The 20,541-nt window shown below is 52.5% G+C and carries 17 protein-coding genes; 13 read left to right on the top strand and 4 right to left on the bottom strand.

All coding sequences use genetic code 11. From position 1 onward, the window contains the following. The first annotated feature begins 76 nt into the window (after positions 1–76). The 8 genes from ACT3R4_RS08690 to ACT3R4_RS08655 all read left to right on the top strand — a co-directional run bounded on the left by ACT3R4_RS08690 (position 77) and on the right by ACT3R4_RS08655 (position 8,262). Positions 77–796, top strand: coding sequence for an oligogalacturonate-specific porin KdgM family protein (locus ACT3R4_RS08690; RefSeq protein WP_441678519.1), 720 nt, complete (start codon positions 77–79; stop codon positions 794–796). A 148-nt stretch (positions 797–944) separates the two neighbouring features. After that, positions 945–1,862 carry a 5-dehydro-4-deoxyglucarate dehydratase gene (kdgD, locus tag ACT3R4_RS08685; protein ID WP_441678517.1) on the top strand — a complete coding sequence of 306 codons (918 nt, stop codon included), beginning with the start codon at positions 945–947 and terminating at the stop codon, positions 1,860–1,862. Positions 1,863–1,904: 42 nt separating this feature from the next. Further along, complete coding sequence (locus ACT3R4_RS08680) at positions 1,905–2,765, top strand: amidohydrolase family protein (RefSeq protein ID WP_441678515.1); 861 nt, start codon at positions 1,905–1,907, stop codon at positions 2,763–2,765. Positions 2,766–2,827: 62 nt separating this feature from the next. Further along, a complete protein-coding gene (locus ACT3R4_RS08675; protein WP_441678513.1) occupies positions 2,828–3,628 on the top strand; it encodes an NAD-dependent epimerase/dehydratase family protein in 801 nt (266 codons plus the stop codon). A 106-nt stretch (positions 3,629–3,734) separates the two neighbouring features. Then, positions 3,735–4,454, top strand: coding sequence for a FadR/GntR family transcriptional regulator (locus ACT3R4_RS08670; protein ID WP_441678511.1), 720 nt, complete (start codon positions 3,735–3,737; stop codon positions 4,452–4,454). Positions 4,455–4,503: 49 nt separating this feature from the next. Next, the gene (locus tag ACT3R4_RS08665) at positions 4,504–6,081 is read left to right on the top strand and encodes an aldehyde dehydrogenase (NADP(+)) (protein ID WP_441678510.1); all 1,578 of its coding nucleotides are present in this window, start codon (positions 4,504–4,506) and stop codon (positions 6,079–6,081) included. Positions 6,082–6,195: 114 nt separating this feature from the next. Then, positions 6,196–7,209 carry an Ldh family oxidoreductase gene (locus ACT3R4_RS08660; protein ID WP_441678508.1) on the top strand — a complete coding sequence of 338 codons (1,014 nt, stop codon included), beginning with the start codon at positions 6,196–6,198 and terminating at the stop codon, positions 7,207–7,209. Positions 7,210–7,377: 168 nt separating this feature from the next. Continuing rightward, entirely contained in the window at positions 7,378–8,262 is an 885-nt protein-coding gene (locus ACT3R4_RS08655; protein ID WP_441678506.1) for an AEC family transporter, read from the top strand. Here ACT3R4_RS08655 and ACT3R4_RS08650 read toward each other — a convergent pair. Then, positions 8,241–9,641, bottom strand: a complete 1,401-nt coding sequence (locus ACT3R4_RS08650) for an aminotransferase-like domain-containing protein (protein WP_441678504.1) — start codon at positions 9,639–9,641, stop codon at positions 8,241–8,243. The genes ACT3R4_RS08655 and ACT3R4_RS08650 overlap by 22 nt on opposite strands. 136 nt (positions 9,642–9,777) lie before the next feature. On the opposite strand from ACT3R4_RS08650, the gene ACT3R4_RS08645 reads away from it, so the two are divergent. Beyond that, the gene (locus ACT3R4_RS08645) at positions 9,778–10,950 is read left to right on the top strand and encodes an MFS transporter (RefSeq protein WP_441678502.1); all 1,173 of its coding nucleotides are present in this window, start codon (positions 9,778–9,780) and stop codon (positions 10,948–10,950) included. Positions 10,951–10,964: 14 nt separating this feature from the next. On the opposite strand, the gene ACT3R4_RS08640 is transcribed toward ACT3R4_RS08645, so the two are convergent. After that, positions 10,965–11,900, bottom strand: coding sequence for a cation diffusion facilitator family transporter (locus ACT3R4_RS08640; protein WP_441678500.1), 936 nt, complete (start codon positions 11,898–11,900; stop codon positions 10,965–10,967). A gap of 129 nt (positions 11,901–12,029) precedes the next feature. On the opposite strand from ACT3R4_RS08640, the gene ACT3R4_RS08635 reads away from it, so the two are divergent. From ACT3R4_RS08635 to ACT3R4_RS08620, 4 genes are all read left to right on the top strand, one after another. Next, entirely contained in the window at positions 12,030–12,557 is a 528-nt protein-coding gene (locus ACT3R4_RS08635) for a GNAT family N-acetyltransferase (protein WP_441678498.1), read from the top strand. A gap of 537 nt (positions 12,558–13,094) precedes the next feature. Then, positions 13,095–15,722, top strand: coding sequence for an aconitate hydratase AcnA (gene acnA / locus ACT3R4_RS08630; protein WP_441678497.1), 2,628 nt, complete (start codon positions 13,095–13,097; stop codon positions 15,720–15,722). Between the two features lie 37 nt (positions 15,723–15,759). Beyond that, positions 15,760–16,491, top strand: a complete 732-nt coding sequence (locus ACT3R4_RS08625) for an ABC transporter substrate-binding protein (protein WP_441678495.1) — start codon at positions 15,760–15,762, stop codon at positions 16,489–16,491. 10 nt (positions 16,492–16,501) lie between these two features. Beyond that, a complete protein-coding gene (locus tag ACT3R4_RS08620; protein WP_441678493.1) occupies positions 16,502–17,413 on the top strand; it encodes a GntR family transcriptional regulator in 912 nt (303 codons plus the stop codon). Between the two features lie 57 nt (positions 17,414–17,470). On the opposite strand, the gene nirD is transcribed toward ACT3R4_RS08620, so the two are convergent. Then, complete coding sequence (gene nirD / locus ACT3R4_RS08615; RefSeq protein WP_441678491.1) at positions 17,471–17,860, bottom strand: nitrite reductase small subunit NirD; 390 nt, start codon at positions 17,858–17,860, stop codon at positions 17,471–17,473. Between the two features lie 170 nt (positions 17,861–18,030). Continuing rightward, positions 18,031–20,541 carry a nitrite reductase large subunit NirB gene (gene nirB / locus ACT3R4_RS08610; protein WP_441678489.1) on the bottom strand — a complete coding sequence of 837 codons (2,511 nt, stop codon included), beginning with the start codon at positions 20,539–20,541 and terminating at the stop codon, positions 18,031–18,033.

Below are 20,541 nucleotides of genomic sequence, written 5' to 3'. Positions count from 1 at the left end.
GGTGCGCGCAAGTTCACACCATGTGAAGAATTTTTAGCGTGCGATAACAATAAGTGCTTAACCGAGAAGGCTATTTATGAAAAATACAAAGTTAGTTAATGGGGTGGCAGTACTTGCAGCAATGTTTTGTAGTCTTGGTCATGCAGGCACAACGACCATAGCAACAAAATATGAACAGACCTTTAGAGATAATCAGGATTATAAGGTCAAGTTTGGTATTGGGCATGTATTCGATAATAAAATATCACTTGGCTTTGAGCACCAACGTCGCTGGCGCGATGAGATAAGTGGATCACCTGAGTTAGCTGAGAATTTATTTGGTCTTGGCTATACTTATGCACTGGATGAAGATAAACGATGGACACTTCAGCCAAAGATTGAATACAAGTTTAACCCAGGTCAGGAAATGGCTCGTCCAATGCTCAGGTTAAACTATCGTATTAATGATGCTTTGCGGATTGGTACACGCTACCGCTATGAATATCAGACGTATAAAGAAGGTAACGGGCCAAGGTCGCGAGCCAATCGATTTGACGGATATATCAATTATGCTCTGACGGACCAAATTGGTCTGGCTTGGAACACTAGCTACGCCTATATGCTTGGTGGTGATAATCGTATGTATACAGGGTCCCGTGACCGTTGGGAGCATGAGTTTAGCGTTGGTTATCGCATCAATCGAGCCAATGCGCTTGCTATAACCTATAAGCGTAAAGATGAAATACGCGAAGGGGCATCTAGTAATGCTGGAAAACATAATGATGCTGCCCAGCTAACGTATAGCTTCCGATTCTAAACACCCGTTATGGGTAATATAAGCAGGAGCGTTCAGGCTTGCATAAAACAGATGCAGGTTGAGGTGGTTTAAAAACATTGATTCCGCTTCTGCTTCCCTCTATAGTTGTGTGATGTATTACAACGAGACATGATACAGGAATAAATATATGAATTTTTCACGTGAAAATACTGTGACAGCTATCTCAAACGGCTTGCTATCTTTCCCGATTACGGATTTCGACAGTCAAGGCTGTTTTAACCGTGAGAGCTACCAGGATCGCCTGAAGTGGTTTGTGAGCCATGAAATTACAGCTGTCTTCGTTGCTGGCGGAACGGGCGAATTCTTCAGTCTGTCGCTGGAAGATTTCCGCGATGTAGTGACAACAGCGGTTGAAACTATCGGTGGTCAGCTACCTATTATTGCCAGCGCAGGCCAAAGCGTTGAGATGGCCAAGGCGCAGGCCAAAATTGCCGAAGAAGCCGGGGCTGACGGTATTCTCTTGATGCCTCCCTATCTAACGGAATGTCCTCAGGATGGCTTGGTCGCCTATGCACGTGAAGTGTGTAACAGCACGTCCATCAACGTTATCTACTATAACCGTGGTAATGGCATTATGAATGCCGAGTCGGTCAAGCAACTAGCCGATTCCTGCCCAAATCTGATTGGCCTTAAAGATGGTAAAGGCGATATTCAGGCACTGAACAAGATTGTGAAAATGGTTGGTGACCGTCTGGCATACATTGGGGGCGTACCTACCGCTGAGATTTTCGCGGAAGCCTATTTGTCGATCGGCGTTAATACCTATTCTTCAGCGGTGTTTAATTTTGTGCCCGATATGGCATCAACGTTTTATAAGGCACTGCGTGCCGGCGAACAAAAGACGGTAGAGAAAATTATCCGGGATTTCTTTATTCCGTTTGTTGATCTACGCGACCAGAAAAAAGGCTATGCCGTTAGCTTGGTTAAACTGGGGGCTGATATCGTCGGCAAGCCTGCAGGTAACGTGCGTGCACCGCTGGTGATGCCTTCTGAGTCAGAGCGCAATCAGTTGATCGACTTGGTCAACGTTGCCAAGCAGTATTAAAGGCCGCCGCAGCAGCGATTTTCAAACAATTCAGGAGGCATGATGTCAATTCCAGAAAATACCCGCCCATTAACTGGCCCGTCCCCGCGCTTTAAGGCGCCTGCGGGAGCAACTGATTGTCATGCCCATATTTTCTTACCAGAGTTTGAGGCGCAAGAGGGCGGGCCTCAAATTGCTGAGCTGGCAACGGTTGAAAATTATCGTGAGCTGCAAAAATGGTTGGGCCTGGAGCGTATCGTTATTACCCAGCCAAACGCTTACCAAACCAACAACGCTGCCTTGGTCGCAGCGTTAGAGCAGTTTGGTCCTGAGGTGGCACGCGCTATAGCTGTCATTACACCGGATACTCCTCGAAGTGAGCTTGATCGGTTACACGAGAAGGGCGTACGTGGCGCACGTATCATGCAGCTGCCAGGTGGGGCGGTAGGTATTGATCGTATGCTGGCTGTAGAAAACGTTATTCAGGATATGGGTTGGCATCTCATGGTCCAGTTTAACGGCCGTGATCTGCCTGACTACCATGAAGAGCTGCAAAAGATTAAAGGACGCTACATTATTGATCATATCGGTAAGTTCATTGCCCCAGTGCCTGCCGATGACCAGCGTGTTGATGACATCCTGCGTTTGATCGATAAGGGTAATGCATGGTTCAAGATCTGTGGTGCGTATGAAACCAGCTTGACGGGCGGGCCAGATTACTCAGATGTATCGCCTATTGCCAAGCGCGTCATCCAGCATGCGCCTGACCGGGTTATCTGGGGATCCAACTGGCCCCATGTTGGCGTCCAGCGCGCACAATACCCAAGTGATGCTGAGCAGCTGGATATTCTCTTGGATTGGGCAGATGCAGAGACGCGGCAAAAAATATTGGTAGATAACCCGGCATTTCTCTACGGTTTCTAGTTATAAGCAGGTTGTTATTAAATTTTACTACCTGGCAACTATAAGATGAGCAGGAGATGGGTATGTTAAACAAATTATTAGTCACTGGTGCTGCAGGTGGTGTGGGTAAAGCGATTCGTCCTTACTTAACCAAGCTCGCCAAGAATGTGCGCCTTTCCGATATTTCAGATATCGCAGATCCGGCTGCTCATGAAGAAGTGATGGTATGTGATCTTGCCGACTATGAAGGCGTAAAAGCGCTGGTAGATGGCTGTGACGGTATTATTCACTTGGGCGGCGTCTCTGTTGAAAAGCCTTGGGAGGGCATTTTACAGTCAAATATTATTGGTACTTACAATCTTTACGAAGCAGCACGCCATTTAAATAAGCCGCGCATCATTTTTGCAAGCTCGAACCATACCATTGGCTTTTACGAGCGCACTCAAAAAATTAACACACAAGTGCCGCGCCGCCCTGATTCTATTTATGGTCTTTCAAAGTGTTTTGGAGAAGACTTGGCGAGCCTCTACTTCGATAAATTTGGTATTGAAACGCTAAGTATCCGAATCGGATCCTGTTTCCCTAAACCGGCTGATGCTCGCATGCTGGCGACTTGGCTCCATGTTGAGGATTTACTGGCTCTGTTTGAGCGTGCGTTTCAGGCGCCCAAGCTGGGGAATTCCGTCATTTATGGCGCTTCTGATAACGCTGAACAGTGGTGGGATAACCAGCTGGTTTCGTTTTTGGGTTGGAAGCCGCGCCATAGCTCTGAGCAGTGGCGCGAGGAAATTGAATCCAAGGGGGGGCAAGCAGCAGACCCTAACTCACCAGAAGTGGTTTATCAGGGTGGAAAATTCGCTGCTTCAGGCCATCCTGATGACTGATCGTCATATGTATGATTAAAAAACGTATGGGTTGTTATATAGTGGTACATATTATGGAGGGCATTAAGCAAGCCTGAACTTTGATCTACGTGAGAGTTAGTGAAGCATGAAAAATCTTGGCATAAAACCTTTAGTGCATGGTGGTAGCTTGTCGCGACAGGTCTCCCTGCAATTGGAAAGTATTATTGCAGGCCAGGAAATCCCGGTGGGAGATAAGCTCCCACCAGAAGGCGCGCTATGTGACATGTTCGGGGTTAGTCGTACGGTCATTCGTGAAGCTATCACTCACTTAAAATCGCAGGGGCTTGTTGAAACCCGCCGTGGAATTGGAACACGCGTGTTGCGTTCGCTTCCTGAAAGCAAGGCTTCGGGTAAGAAAATTCGACTGAGCACTATCGAGGATATTTTAAATATTCTTGAGCTACGTCTGACTATTGAACCCGAGGTGGCTGCTTTGGCCGCCAATCGGCACGATGAGCAAGATAAACAACGCCTGATAAGCCTGCATCAAGATTTTATTCAGGCGTGTAAGCACGCGACGCAGGCACGAGAGGAAGATCTGGCCTTCCACGCAGCTATCGCGCAGGCAACGCATAACCCAGCGTTTGCCACCATTTATGAGCAGTGGGATGTAGGCACAATTCCTCGCGCTAAGTTGATGTCAGTGGAAGTGGATTTGCAAACGACATACCAGTACCTGCAAAGAGTAAGCCAGGAACACTCTGACATTCTTGAGGCAATTCTGGCCCGTGATCCAAAGGCGGCCAATGCTGCCATGTATCAACATTTAAGCCGAGCATATAAAACTTACTATTCTTACAAGTAGGTGCGTTTAAAGGTGATGCCCTACGCGAATCTATCAGGAGAGATCGACCATGGCACTGGAAGGCAAACTCTTAATCGGTCAGCAGGTTGTCACCGGCACACAGCGCAATATCCAGGCTACTAACCCTTCTACGGGTGAGTTGCTTGAGCCGGTCTACGTAGGCGGAGACCGAAGCCATGTTGAACAGGCCACTAAGCTTGCCTGGGATGCACTGGATACCTATCGCGAAACTTCACTGGAAGCACGCGCCACCTTTCTTGAAACCATTGCCAATGAGATTGAAGCAATTGGTGATGAGCTGATCGAACGTGCCATGGCGGAATCCGGTCTTCCGCAAGCACGTCTTGCTGGCGAGCGTGGCAGAACCTGTGGTCAGTTACGCTTATTTGCATCGGTAGTGCGCGCTGGTGAGTGGTTGGATGTACGTATCGACCCTGCCATGCCGGATCGTCAGCCGCTGCCGCGTGCTGATTTACGCCAGCGCCATATCGCTTTGGGGCCGGTGGCTGTGTTTGGTGCCAGCAACTTCCCCCTGGCATTCTCTGTAGCGGGTGGCGATACCGCCTCTGCGCTGGCGGCGGGCTGCCCGGTAATAGTGAAGGGCCATTCCGCTCACCCCGGCACGTCCGAGCTGGTGGGCCGGGCGATCCAAAAAGCAGTGAAAGCCTGCAACCTGCCGGAAGGCGTGTTCTCGCTTCTGTTTGGTTCGGGTAATGAAATTGGTCAGGCGCTGGTCACCGACCCACGTATTCAGGCAGTAGGTTTCACTGGGTCACGCAGTGGCGGCACGGCGCTGATGCAGGCGGCTCAAAATCGCCCCCAGCCTATTCCTGTTTACGCTGAGATGAGCAGCATCAACCCGGTCTTTTTACTACCCGCAGCGCTGAAGGAAAACAGCCAGGCGTTGGGCGAGGCATTCGTTGGCTCACTCAATATGGGGGCTGGCCAGTTCTGCACCAGCCCCGGCTTGGTGATCGCCGTCAAAGGTCCGGGTCTGGATTCATTCATTCAGTCGGCACAAAAAGCGGTGGAAGGCAGCGGTGCGCAAACCATGCTGACACCGGGCATCCATGACGCGTATCAAAAAGGCGTTTCCGCACTGAGCGGTGAGGCCAATGTGAGTGAAGTCGCCCGTGGCCTAACCGGCAGCGGCAGCTATCAGTGCCAAACGGGCCTATTTGCCACGTCGGCAAGTAATTTCCTCGCGTCTGAAGTGCTTCAGGAAGAGGTGTTTGGCGCGAGCTCACTGATCATCGAGTGCCAGGATATGGCCGAAGTGAAGCATGTGGCCGAGCAGTTGGAAGGCCAGCTAACGGCCACGCTGCATATGAATGATGCCGATATTGACGCGGCAAAAACGTTGTTGCCCACGCTTGAGCGTAAAGCAGGGCGGGTTCTTGCCAATGGCTGGCCAACTGGCGTAGAGGTTTGCCATGCCATGGTTCACGGCGGCCCTTACCCTTCAACGTCCGATAGCCGTACTACTTCGGTAGGCACCGCCGCGATCAAGCGCTTTTTGCGTCCGGTATGCTATCAGTCACTGCCAGAAAGCTTATTGCCAAGCGCGTTGCAAGAAAGCAATCCGCTGAAAGTTAGCCGATTGGTAGATGGTAAGCGAGAAGCCTGATATCTCTTTGAGATCATCGGAAGTCATCCACTAGTCAAGACCCAAAGCAGGTAAGTAATTACCTGCTTTTTTATCAAGTGTGCATCTAACAATTAAAATTCGCAGGAGTAGATGATGAGTGAAGAAATTACCCTTTCATTGAAAGATGCTGAAGCCCTGAGTCTCAATGTGCTTCAACATAATGGCTATAGTCAGGCTCACGCGGAAGCCATTACACGTAATGTACTGGCCGCTCAGCGTGATGAGTGTCACTCACATGGCCTATATAGGCTGATTGGCTGTGTTAACACGGCCCGCAATGGCGGGGTGGACACGCACGCAACGCCGGAAATTATCGATCAGGCAGCTAGTGTTGTTAAAGTGAACGCTCATCAAGGGTGCTCGTTATTGGCATTTGAACAGGGTAAACAAAGCCTTGTTGAAAAGGCCAACCGCACGGGCATTGCGGCACTTGCGATTAATAACAGCTTTCATTTTTCAGCGCTGTGGCCTGAAGTGGAGGCGCTCTCCAGCGAAGGTTTGATCGGCATCGCTATGACCCCAAGCCATGCGTTTGTTGCACCAGCAGGTGGCACTAAGCCGCTACTGGGCACAAATCCTATCGCATTTTCATGGCCGCGGCCGGGTGGCACGCCGTATACGTTCGATTTTGCGACTAGCGTTGTAGCGCGGGGTGAAATCGAGTTGCATAAGCGCGCTGGGAAAACGATTCCTTCTGATTGGGCGATAGATGATAAAGGTAGCCCCACCAGTGATCCGGCAGCGGCACTCGCGGGCGCCATGCTAACCTTTGGTGGCTACAAGGGCTCGGCGCTTTCTACCATGATTGAACTGCTGGCCGGGCCGCTGATTGGCGATGTACTGGGCCATGAAACTCAGGCTGCCAACGAGCAGAAAACCGGCAAACCCTTTCATGGCGAGCTGATTATCGCCATATCGCCAGAGGTATTCTTGGGGAAAGACGCCGAACACCATCTTCAGCATGCAGAGGTACTGTTTGATAATATCCTCGGGCAGGGCGCTCGCTTACCTTCCCAGCGCCGTTTTAAGGCGCGTGAAAATAGCCTGCAAAACGGTGTTACGTTGCCAAAGGCTCTTTACGATGAGCTTGTTGAACTGACTCATTAAGCCATTAAGCATCTCTGATAATGGCATGCTGCCTTATTTAATGCTCCGCTTTCGGGTTAGAAAGGAAGGTTTGATGGCGCTATATCCTCTCCGTAGCCAACCTGATGCTTGACGTCGCTGTCATCATTGCGCCTATTTTTTTTGCTGATTGGCGTCGGCTATTTTTCCATGCGAATTCGCATTCTTGACCGCGAGCAAATGCAGGGAGTTGGGCGGTTTGTGCTGTATATCGCGCTCCCTGCGCTGTTGATCCGTGCCCTTACCCAAAATCCTCTTGAAGAGGTGTTTAACATCCGTTACCTGTTAGCTTACGGGCTTGGGTCGCTGGGTGTTTTTGCCGCTGCACTGGGTTATAGCGTAATGTTGAAAAAGCAAACGCTTACGACCGGAAGTATTAGCGCGCTGGGAATGTCCGCATCAAATAGCGCGTTTAGTGGATATCCGGTTGCGGTAATGATTATCGGCCCTCCCGCCGCTAATTTTTTAGCCTTGAATATGATCATCGAGAATTTATTGATCATCCCGCTGGCGCTTATTCTTGCAGAGGTAGGACAGCAAGCCGGGCATGGCGTTATTAAAACCCTGCAAAAAACGCTTCGCCGATTGGCCAAGAACCCTATCTTGATTGGCTTGTTTATTGGGGTATTGATTGCTGTAACCGACACACCTCTACCCGCCCCTGTTATTCGAGCAGTCGATATGCTGGCAACCGCGGCAGGTCCTGCTGCATTGTTTGCCATCGGTGGCGCACTCTACGGACTGCAAATACGTGGCGTAGTGGGCGAGGTGAGCCAGATCGTCACGGGCAAGTTGATCCTTCATCCGCTTGGCGTGTTTATCTGCATGTGGTTGATTGCAGGTAATGACGCGTTACTTATCGCTGGTGCACTGCTGTTTGCCAGCGCGCCCATGGCAAGTGTCTATCCTTTACTGGGGCAGCGTTATGGTATGGGAAACGTGGCTGCCGGTGCATTGATGGCGAGCACGCTCATGTCCTTTGTCACCATCAGCGTTATTGTTGGTTTGATGACCTATTTTGGCGTGTTGCCTTGATCGCTATTGGCGGCAATAAACGCTTTGGCTCTTGGATCCTGCAGATAGGCGATATTCAGGCGCAGCCATGACGTTGTTTGATTGTCAGGGAAAAACAAGTGGCTGGGCGATAGCATAATGTCAAAACGGCGTGCGCTCTCCATTAGTGCTTCCTTCTCCACCGGCGATTTGGCCCATACAAACATGCCGCCTGCCGGTTCAGTGAATACCTCCCAACCGACTTGCTTGAGCTGCGTAAACGCCAGTGCCATCTGGTTGGAGAGCCGGGTTCTTAAGCGTTCAGTGAGTTTTCGATAGCTGCCGTTTTGAAGCAGCGTGATCAGCACCTGCTCAGCAAAGCGCGAGGAGGAAATGCTGGTTAACATCTTGATATCCACAAGCCGTTGCACTAGTGAAGGCGGGGCGGCTATAAAGCCGACCCGCAGCGATGAGGTGAGCGTTTTGGAAAAGCTGGACAGGTAAATAACCCGTTTAAGACCATCCAGTGCGGCGAGCCGTGTGGTCGGGGTGTGCTGAAAATCAGCGTAGATATCGTCTTCTACAATCGTGAAATCGTACTGCTCGGCGAGCTGTAAAACGCGATGTGCAGTCGCCGGTGTGAGCGTACTGCCGGTAGGGTTATGAAACACGCTGTTCACGTAAAAAAGCTTGGGATGGTACTCTGCTAAGAGGGCTTCCAAACGGTTAATATCCGGCCCATCAGCAAGGCGCGGTATTCCTATCACGCGAACGCGCTGTAAATGCAGCAAGCCGAATAGGTTGTAATAGCCCGGCGATTCCACAAACACCACGTCGCCGGGTTCAAGCAGCATTCTCACCAATAAATCCAGTGAATGGCTGCCGCCGCTGGTCATGACAATTTGCTCAGCACTTGCCGATATTGCGAGGGGGCGCAAGCGCTCCTGGATTAAGCTGCGAAGCTCCTGCAGTCCTTGGGGCGTGCTGTATTCAAAAATTCCTGATTGGCTTTTACGCGCCACTTGGCGAATGGCGTAGGTCAGGTATTCGCTCTCGCGCCAAGCATTAGGCAACCACCCGCAGCCCAGTTTTAGCGAATACTCATTAGCGCTAAAAAGCCCCCACAGCCCATTGGTAACTTCTTGAAGAGGGGTAGAGGCTAACGATGGTTGGGGGGTAACAGCAGCGCCATCAGAGATAAAGAACCCGGAGCCGGGTCTTGAGCGAACCAGGCCAATAGCCACCAACCGTTCGTAGGCGTCAATAACCGCATTACGGCTAATATTGAGGTCTGCCGCTAGGCGGCGTATGGAAGGTAAGCGACGCCCGCCCGCTCCATTCTCTTGAATCCAATGGCGAATACTCTCTTCAAGCTGCTGCGCAATTGGGGAAGCGGCATGTCGGTCGACCTGAAGTTTCATAAACATCTCTGCTGCCGGCCATTGTTCTCAAAAACGCAGGAACAGTGCTTGGGTAATGATGGACAAGTGTACCTTACCTCTAGGCGGGATGGGTGCGAGCGTAATGGCTTAACCCATGACCCGTTTAGGAAAAAAGATGGACCGATATAACGCGCCCCGGTTGGCTTTTGCACTATTTATGATTACCACTGCGGTTAATTTACAGGCACCGCTTTACGATCTCCTGGCGGCGAAAGCAGGCGTCGGCGTGGGCGCAGCCACACTCGCGTTTGCTTGTTACGTCGCGGGCGTCATGCCGGTATTGCTGGGGCTTAATGGGCTGGCGGATCGGGTGGGGCCTAAACTGCTCATCATTGTCGCGCTTCTGCTCTGTTTAAGTGCCACTGCGCTAACCCTGTTGATGCCTGGCTTGATAACGCTGGGGGTTGCGCGCTTTTTATTAGGCATTGGCACCGGGCTGACCTCAGCCGTCGCGCCTGGATATATGCATCGGTTACTTAATAGTGACGACAGTCGCATGGCAACGACGTACGTAACGTCCAGTACCGCACTTGGGTTTGGTTTGGGTGCGGCGGTTACCAGTTTGTTTATTCTCCATACGTCCAGTGTGACGCCGCCAAGCCTATGGCTGTATCTGGGCGTAGGCACCATTGCGTTAGTTGCAGTGATGCCACTAAAAAATATCGCACCTGCTGCTACCCAAAGTGCGATGTGGCGACTGCCAGGTTATCCGCCGGGAACACTGAGCTTTGGGCTGGCCATTTTACTTGCATGGGCAACCGTAGGGTTGGTGATTGCTATATTGCCCTCCACGTTAAGCCAGAGCGGTTTAACACCCTGGAGTGGTTTTGCCACGTTTGGCATTTGCAGCTGTGGAGTACTGTTTCAGCCTTGGGCACGCGCCTTGGCGCCCGTGAAGGCCACGATGCTGGGGTTGATGATTTTACCTCTCGCCTACGGATTAATTGCCTGGGGCGCCCTTCAGGGAAGCCTGGTAGCTGTGTTACTGGGAGCAGTTGCGGCCAGCAGCGCCTGCTATGGGTTTATCTATTTGGGTGGCTTAAGCGGAGTGCTAGCCATTGCTGGCCCGTCTTCTACCCAGGCAAGCGCCGGCTATTTTTTGATGGCGTATGTGGGATTTAGCCTCCCAGTAATGACAACGGGTGCCCTTGTTGATTCAGTAGGCCATGTAGCCGCATTGACGCTATTTGGCGGGGCGTTACTGGTGGGTTCCATTGCCACGGTTAGTTTGCTGCTCATCGGCCGGAACAAGCCTTCCAAGCGGCTGACGGCCATTCGCCAGCCATAAATCGTGCGCTTTGCTTACGTGTGTCGCTCAATCAGCAACCCACAAGAGGGCGCTGCCCACAGCGTGTCTGCGGTAAACACCACATCGCATACGACCGGTACGTAGCAGCGGCGCACCTGCTCATCAATCCGTGCGCGTAGGTCATCCTGAGCGGTTAACGACGTGGTGATGCCTTCATCAGGCAGCACCACGTGCACCATAACGTAAAGCAGGCGCCCTGGACGTACCATACGCACACGGACTTCTTGGGTATGCGTTTCTGCCAGTGCCTGAGAGATAGCGTCGCGCACAGGGGCAGCAATGGCTTCTTCGGGCGTTTTATTGAGTAACTCCTGCAGCGCTTGGGAGGCCATGCGTACAGGCACGCCCAGGCACAGCACGACGACCGCAATAACCAGTACCGAATCGATATACGGCACTAGCGTGTTCAAATTTAACTGCTCAAGGAGTACGACCAGGCAAAATGCCGCGAGAACTGCTGCGGAAATCACACTATTGACGATCCAGTTAAGTTTGTCGGCCGCGATCAGAGGGCTTGCGGTATAGCGTTGACTGCGGTGCATTACCCAAGCGGTCAGCGAGCAGGCAAGCGTGGCAAACAGGGCATAGATGACCGCAAGGCCCGCTGCAATCTCTCGCCCGCCAGAGAGGAGCGCGACAATGGCATCGACCAAAGCAAAGATGGAAACACCCAGAATTAATAACCCTTTACACAGGTTAACCAGCGACTCGAAGTAACTGTATCCAAACGGATAAGATTCACTATCAGGGCGGCTGGCTAATTTACTCACCTTGATCGTCACTAAAGCTACACTAAAGTAGATTAGGTTAAATAACCCATCGAGCAAAATAGCTTGGGAATTGGAGGCGAGTGTAGCGGTAATCCCGGCACAGCCAATCAAGAGCGCCATAAAGGCGGAAAATGCCAGTGTACGCGTTTCTGTTTTCATGGATATTTGGCCCCACCGCCAGTGATATAACCCGCAAGCATAGCAATATTTGTCATCTTTGAACCAACGAATGCTATGCATTAAGGCCACAAAGGCGAGTGACAAAGTACTCACAAAGAGAAGGACGTTATGCGTCATGCCAAGGACTTAACCTTTTCGCTATTAACCCCTGAAGACGCTGTCGACCTGTTGGCGTTTGAAACCGCCGAACGTGCCTGGTTTGAGCAGCATATTGAAGCGCGTTATAGGCATTTTTATACGCCTCAAGGCGTCTCACAGCATATTGTTGAGTGCCTTTCCCTGAATGCCCAGCGTCGAATGAGCCCGCTGTTGATACGCAAGAGAGGAATGCTTATCGGCCGCGCCAATTTGCGCGATATTGACGAACACCAAGCGAAGGTAGGTTATCGCATTGCAAAAAGTGCCTGCGGTCAAGGAGTTGCTTATAGGGCGCTTAAGCATCTAATGAAGGAAGCGCGCGGTGTCTATGGCCTCACTACGCTAACGGCGATTGTTTCTGTCGAGAACGATGCCTCTCAGCATGTGTTGCAGAAAGCCAGCTTCGATGCCATGGATATCTTGCCAGCGCACTCCCAAGTGGCCGACAAGCGCGTTGATTGCCTGGTATATCAGTGCGCCTTGAAGGCAATCTGCTGAAAGCGGCGTTATAAAGCCCAGCAACGCTCTGTGCTGCTTACCTTGGTAACGTTAAAAAGCGTGTACTACCTTGAAGGCATGCCGTTAATCAATACGCAGCCAATCAGGAGGGGCTAACGATGCCAGTGTTAAGCGCGGGTACAGAACAGGGAACGCCGGTAGAGATTTATTACGAGGTATACGGTGCAGGCAAGCCTGTGGTGCTTCTCCATGGGTGGCCATTAAGCGGCCGTTCCTGGGAAAAGCAGGTACCAGCGCTAGTGAAGGCGGCCCGCATGCGATTAACACAACCCACGCTGACGAGTTTAATAAAGCGCTGATCGATTTTCTTAATGCTTAACGGTTAATGGTTGTAAAGCGCTTCTAACGCCGCCTATTAGGCGGCGTTTTCGTTGGGAAAACCAACAGGAGATTTCTTCAAAACAGAAAGTCGGCTAAAACACTATATTGTATTTTTGGTTAATAAAGTGCAATTATGGCGCCTGAGATCGACTCATCAGTTAATAACGACAATCGTCAGATACGGCGGCATGAACTATGCACAAGCTTGAGAAGCTAACCCACTACACGCATGGCTATTTGACGTTCAAGGGCCATGGTTACGCGATTATCGAACTACCTAAACTACTCGGCGAGACGCTTCACAAGCTGCCCTATGTGCTGCGCCTTCTGCTTGAAAATATTATGCGTAATACGGCGGGGGAGGAGCGTAAGCGCAGTTCTCAAGCGCTTTTGAGGTGGCTGGAAAACGGCACGAGCAGTGATGAAATCGCCTTTCAGTCGGGGCGGATATTGATGCACGATACAACGAGCACACCTGCGTTAGTGGATATTGCCGCTATGCGTGACACGATACGTGAGGCAGGGGGTGACCCTGAAGTGCTTAAGCCACATTTACCGGTAGATGTTTCAGTAGATCATTCGCTTGCTGTAGAGGTGTTCGCCAGCAGCAGCGCCTCAGAAGACAACCTTCAGCATGAAATGCGTCGTAACCACGAGCGGTATCGTTTTTTACGCTGGGCCTCTAGTGCACTTGAAGGCGTGACCATTCACCCGCCGGGCACCGGTATTATGCATACGCTAAACCTTGAGCAACTGGCCACCGTCGTAACCACTCACGAGCGTGGCGGCGAACGCTGGATGGTGCCCGATACGATGATAGGTACTGATAGCCATACGCCAATGATTAACGGCATTGGTGTATTGGGCTGGGGGGTAGGTGGGCTTGAGGCGGAAACGGTAATGTTTGGTGTCCCCACCATGCTACGCATTCCCGACGTGGTGGGGGTTAAGTTGACAGGCACACTGGCGCCGCAAGCACAGGCCACCGACTTGGCGCTGATAGTTACTCAGCGCTTGAGGGCGCTAAACGTAACGGGCAAGTTCGTTGAGTTTTTTGGGCCGGGCGTGGGCACCTTAACGGCCGGTGATCGTGCTGTCGTGGCTAATATGGCGCCTGAGTACGGTGCCACTACTGGTTTTTTTGCGGTGGATGAGCAAACCCTGCGCTATCTTGACCAAACAGGGCGTTCAAGAGAAGCCGTTGAACGGGTAAAGCACTACTGCAAAGCGACAGGGCTTTGGTTTGAAGCCGATGAGCAGCCTACCTATACACAGTGTATAGAGATTGATTTAAGCGGGATTGGTGTACAGGTCGCCGGGCCTACGCGACCCCAGGATGTGCATGACTACACCGATATGGGAGAAGTGTTGTCACAGCTTGAATTTAAGCCAAATGCAGCACTTCACCGCGCAGTTTCAAACCTGCCCCGCCACCCCGTAGCGATTGCTGCCATTACCAGCTGCACCAACACGAGCGATCCACGCCTTATTATCACCGCAGGGCTATTGGCCAGAAAGGCTCGCCGCTATGGATTAACACCGCCTGCTTGGGTAAAAACCTCGCTTGCTCCAGGCTCACCAGCAGCCGCTACCTATCTCAAACGGGCAGGGCTAATGGAAGATCTGGCCGCTATCGGTTTTGATATCGTCGGGTATGGGTGTACTACCTGTATCGGTAACTCGGGGCCATTGCCCCCAGGGATCAGGCAGGCACAGGAAGCAGGCAACTGCCGTGCAGTAGCAATGCTGTCGGGGAATCGAAACTTCCCAGGACGCGTGCACCCAGATCTTGACCTGGGGTTTATCATGTCGCCTGCGCTGGTCGTGGGTTTTGCCTTGGCCGGTAATGCCGAGCATGATTTCAAAAAGCCACTGGCGGAGTATGAAGGTAGGAGTATCTACCTGCGTGACCTATGGCCTGCCAGGGAAGACGTCGATGCCGCGTTAGCCGAGGCGCTGAACGCTGCCGATTTTGCAAAAGATTTCAAACAGGCAAGCCGTAACACCCGTTGGGAGGCTCTGGATGCGCCTAAAACAGCGACCTTCCCATGGGAGGAAGCCTCTAACACGCTGCGCCGCCCACCGTTTGCTTCGGTATCCGAGGGCAGCCAGCTAGGCCATTACACTGCTTACCCGCTGCTGATAGTCGGTGATGATGTCACGACCGACCATATCTCACCTGCCAGCGCCATCCCGGCTGATAGCCGTGTCGCTGACTATCTGGTTGAGCGCGGTGAACGTCGTGACGATCTGAACGTATTTGCCTCACGCCGGGGCAATTGGGAGGTCATGGTAAGGGCCGCCTTCCACAATAAAACGTTAAAAAACTATCTCGCCCCTGATGCACCGGTTGCACATACGCGTCATCTACCCAGCGGCGATGTTATGCCTCTTTTTGAGGCAGCCAGGCGCTACCGTGAAGCCGATGAGTCCGTTGTGATCGTCGCGGGTGAGCGCTACGGTATGGGGTCATCGCGAGACTGGGCTGCAAAAGGTCAGCGGTTGCTGGGCGTTCGTGCGGTGCTCGCCGCAAGTTTTGAGCGTATTCACCGCTCAAACTTGATCGGCATGGGAATTTTGCCGCTGAGCTTACCCGCGGGCGTTAGCTCAACCACGCTGAATATTGAGCCGGGTGATCAAATCGACATTCAGGCGCAGGCCGAAACGCTAACCCCTCGTACTCGAATTACGGTTAATATTTTAAGAGCGGAAGGCGAGATAGAGTCGCTAATGACTATCGCCCAGGTCGATACGCAGGCAGAAATTGTACTGCTTAAAGAAGGCGGCGTTATTCCCTCTCTACTGAAAAAAACATTGGCCTGAGTAATGCTGGCCAAACCCTTCATAAGGAAAGTGATAAGTGAACGATATTAACCGCTTAAGAGATCTAATGGCGCCTACCGGCGTGTTGCGCACCACTATTAACGTGGGTAACCCAATTTTGGCGAGGCTCGATGCTGATCAGCAGCCCTACGGCGTTTCGGTTGATTTGGCAAAGATGATTGCGCACAGGCTGGACGTTGAGCTTGAGCTTCAAGTATATGCTTCCGCCGGTGAGGCCGTTGCCGTTGTCAGCGATGAAAAGGCCGATATGGGCTTTTTTGCGCTAGACCCCAAGCGTGCTGAAAGTATTCAATTTACTGCGCCCTATGTGCTGATTGAAGGCTGCTATCTGGTGCGCGAGGATTCGCCAATTACTGATCAGCAAGAGGCTGACCGCCATGGACAGAAGATCGTGGTTGGTAAGGGCAGTGCTTATGATCTTTACCTTAGCCGCGCTATTCAACACGCCGAGCTGGTTAGAGCACCTACTTCTCCGAAAGTGGTGGCGTTCTTTATTGAACACAAGTTGGATATCGCCGCAGGCGTGAAGCAACAGCTGGAAGCGGGTATTGAGGAGTTTGGTGGTTTGCGGCTGTTGCCTGGGCACTTTATGACGATCCAGCAGGCGATGGGCGTTCCGAAAAACCGGCCTCGGGAAGCCGCTGCTTTTCTATCCGCGTTCATTGAAGAGGCAAAAGCGGAAGGGGACGTTGCTCGCTTGTTAGCCAAGCATAATATTCAGGGTGCTTCGGTCGCGCCAAGCGCGTAAAGGATAGGTCGTGGTTAATAGCGCATCACCTCTTACCGCTGAGCGTTTGGCAAAGCGTATTCACACGTTGATTAATGAAGAGGCTATACCCGTAGGGAGCCACCTGACGGAGGCGAGCTATGTAACGAAATTGAAGGTCTCCCGTACACCCATTCGTGCGGCCTTCCAGTTTTTGGAAGAGCAGGGGGTGGTGAAGCGCCAGCCTAATCGCGGCTTCTTTTTAGTGGATACCAAGCGTGGGCTTTTTGCCGATGCTGACGAGCCGCTAGAGCAAGGCTCTTCTATCTCGCCACTGTGTTTTACGATTGGCATCGATTATTTAAATAATCAGATCGCCGGGAAAATTACCGAGGCGGAACTTGCCAAGAAATATACGCTTGGTCGCAGCACGATTCTTCAAGCGATGCATGCCATGGAGGCTGAAGGCTGGGTGTCCAGGCTTTTGGGCTATGGCTGGGAATTTAACGAATTCTTAACCTCTCAAGCAACGTATGATCAGTGTTTTCGTTTTCGTTTGTTAATTGAGCCCGCCGCGTTAAGAGAGCCTGGCTACCAGATTAATAAGAAAGCCTTCAGGCAGTTAAGGGAATCGTTAACGGAGGCAGTGTCTCAAAAAGGTAGCACGATATCTGAACGTCAAATGTATATAAACGGCACCTACTTCCATGAAAGCATCGTTAACGGCTCAAATAATCAGTTTCTGATTGAGAGCCTTAAGCGCGCTAACCGGTTGCGTCGCCTGATTGAATACCACGTTTATGCCCGGCGTGAATCGCCAGTGCCTGAGTATAAAGAGCACTTGGCGATTCTTGATCTGCTGGAGGCGGGGGATAATCAACAAGCGGCTGTTTATCTAACGGAACACCTGGAGCGAACGCGTCAGGAAAAAATGCGCATTGTCCAAGGTGTTTTTGCCCGTTAACGGCACGGCAGGGAAAGATGAAGCTGCTTCTTGCATGGGCATCTTCGCCTATGTGGCTTATTCCTCAATCCACACATCAACCCCTTTAAAACTCACCTTCCAGGTGCGTAGCGTGACGCTCTCATCTTCCAGACACTGGCCGTCTTCCAAACGAAAGTGCTGCTTATAAATGGGTGAAGCCACCACGGCGGCGCCCTTTATATCGCCCACAATGCCGTGGGCGACCACATTGGCGTTGGAAAACGGGTCGTGGTGATCAATGGCGTAAAGCTCACGCTCAAAGCCCGGCAAATAGAATAGTGCGACTTGCTTCGGCCCCTGTGGTGTTTCAAGCCACGCAGCAACCCCGGAAAACGCGACCAGATCGGCTTTACTGCACAGTTTCTGGCCGGTCGGTGCCTTTCTGCTTTGTATAACTGTTGCTTGCTTCATTGCGGTAGCGGTCATGGAGTAGCCCCTTTAAAGTGATGTCGATTAGTCTTTGTACGAAAACTGCTTGCGCTCGACCATACGGCGTTAAAAATCAGCTCAAAATACTCATTTACACTCGTAAACTCCGTTTTTTCGCTAATTTTTGCCTTGTCTGGTCTTCGCTCAGCGACTTTTCGTAACAAACCCTAGGCAGGCCGTAGCTGGCCGCGCTCACTGGTCATGATGATCGATGGGTCGGGGCGGCTGTCGTTAACGTAGCTTCTAAAGCGCTTGAGCTTATCCGGGTCACTGATGGCGCCCGCCCATTCGCACTGATAGTTATCCACCACGGTTTGCATCTGGCGCTCCAGTTCATCACCCATGCCCAGGCGGTCGTCGAGAATTACCTCTTTCAGATACTCCAGCCCGCCTTCCAGGTTTTCCCGCCATACCGAGGTACGCTGCAAGCGATCCGCCGTGCGCACGTAGAACATCAGAAAACGGTCGATGGTGCGGTAGAGGGCTTCGTCGTCAAGATCGGTGGCAAACAGCTCTGCATGGCGTGGGCGCATGCCGCCGTTGCCGCACACGTAGAGATTCCAGCCGTTTTCGGTGGCGATAATGCCGATATCCTTGCTTTGCGCTTCAGCGCACTCGCGGGTACAGCCTGATACGCCAAACTTGATCTTGTGAGGTGCGCGCAGGCCCTTGTAGCGGTTCTCAAGTTTGATCGCCATGCCCACGCTGTCCTGAACGCCGTAGCGACACCAGGTGCTGCCCACGCAGGATTTCACCGTACGCAGCGACTTGCCGTAGGCGTGGCCGGTTTCAAAGCCAGCTTCGATCAGCTTGCCCCAGATATCAGGCAGGTCTTCCAGGCGGGCGCCGAACAGATCAATCCGCTGGCCGCCGGTGATCTTGCTATAAAGGCCATACTTTTGCGCTACCTGTCCCAGCACCACCAGTTTATCCGGCGTGATTTCCCCGCCTGCGATGCGCGGCACCACCGAATAAGTGCCGTTTTTCTGCATATTGGCCATGAAGGTATCGTTGGTATCCTGAAGCGGGATATGCGCGGCATCGGTGATCGGCTCGTTAAAGCAGGAGGCGAGAATGGAACCGACGGCGGGCTTGCAGATATCGCAGCCCAAGCTGTGAGCGCCAGTCACGCCGTGCTTTTCGATCAGCTCACTGAAGGTCTTGATGCCCTCAACGCGCACAATGTCGTAAAGCTCCTGACGGGTGTGCTGAAAGTGCTCGCAAATCGACTTGTCCACCTCAACGCCGCGTGCAGCCAGCTCATGATCCACCACGCTTTTCAAAAGCGACGCGCAGCCACCGCAGCCGGTGCTGGCGCGGGTGTCACCTTTAACGGATGCCAAGTCGCTGGCGCCTGCGTCAATGGCGCTGCAGATGCTGGCCTTAGTAACGTTATGGCATGAACAGATCGTCGCGGTGGCCGGCAGTGCGTCCGGGCCAAGTGTGGGGGCCGCGCCGCTTTGCGGCAGAATCAGCGAGGCGGGCTCTTTGGGTAGCTTGATACCGTTGGCGTAGTACTGCAGCAGGGTATCGTAAGCGCTGTTATCGCCCACCAGCATGGCGCCCAGAAGCTTTTTGCCGTCGCTTGAGACCACCATCTTGCGGTAAATCTGGGTAAGCGGGTCAAGGTAGCGAAACATCCGCGCGCCGGGGTTTTGGTTGCCATGGGCATCGCCAATCGAGCCGACATCCACGCCTAACAGCTTGAGCTTGGTGCTCATATCAGCACCGGTAAAAGAAGCGTCGCCACCGGTGAGCGTCGAAAGCGCTGTCTTGGCCATCTGATAGCCAGGCGCCACCAGGCCAAAAATGCTCTGATTCCACAGCGCCACTTCGCCAATGGCTAAAATCGCCGGGTCGCTGGTTTGGCACTGATCGTTGATCACTACGCCGCCGCGCTCGCCGATTTCCAGGCCACACTCGCGGGCAAGCTGATCACGCGGGCGAATACCCGCCGAGAACACGATCAGGTCGGTTTCCAGTATTTTGTCATCCTGAAACACCATGCGATGACGGCTGGTTGCGCCATCTTCAATGCGCTGAGTGGCACGCTCGGTGAGTACCTGAACACCCAGTGCTTCGATCTTTTCGCGCAGCAGTTCGCCGCCCTCGCTATCCACCTGCATGGGCATCAGGCGTGGGGCGAACTCGATCACCGCGGTTTCCAGATTCAAACCGCGCAGCGCGTTGGCCGCTTCCAGACCCAGCAGGCCGCCGCCCACCACAACGCCGGTGGCCGCACTTTGCGCCGCCTCGCGGATGGCGTCCAGGTCATCCAGCGTGCGATACACCAGACAGCCTTCGCGATCGTTACCGGGAATGGGCGGCACGAAGGGGTAGGAGCCGGTGGCGAGTACCAGATGATCATAGGCGTAATGGCCGCGCTTGGTTGTGACCGTTTTTGCCGCGCGGTCGATGGAGACCAGCGCTTCGCTGCTATTGAATGTCACGCCATGGCTTGCGTAGTAGTCGGCATCGCACAGGGCCAGCGCTTCAGCGTCGCGGCCCTTGAAGTATTCAGAAAGGTGCACGCGATCATAAGCACGGTGGCGCTCTTCGCCAAACACAGTGACGTTCATCTGCGACAAGGCGCCGTTTTCAACCAACTGTTCGACCAAGTGGTGGCCGACCATACCGTTACCAATAATAATTACGTTGCGTTTAGGGGTGGTGGACAT

Origin of the sequence: Halomonas sp. AOP7-E1-9 (assembly GCF_052376035.1) — a bacterium.
GTDB classification, from domain to species: Bacteria; Pseudomonadota; Gammaproteobacteria; order Pseudomonadales; family Halomonadaceae; genus Vreelandella; species Vreelandella citrativorans.
Note: the sequence above shows the minus strand (reverse complement) of the source record. Positions and strands in the feature narration are given on the sequence as shown.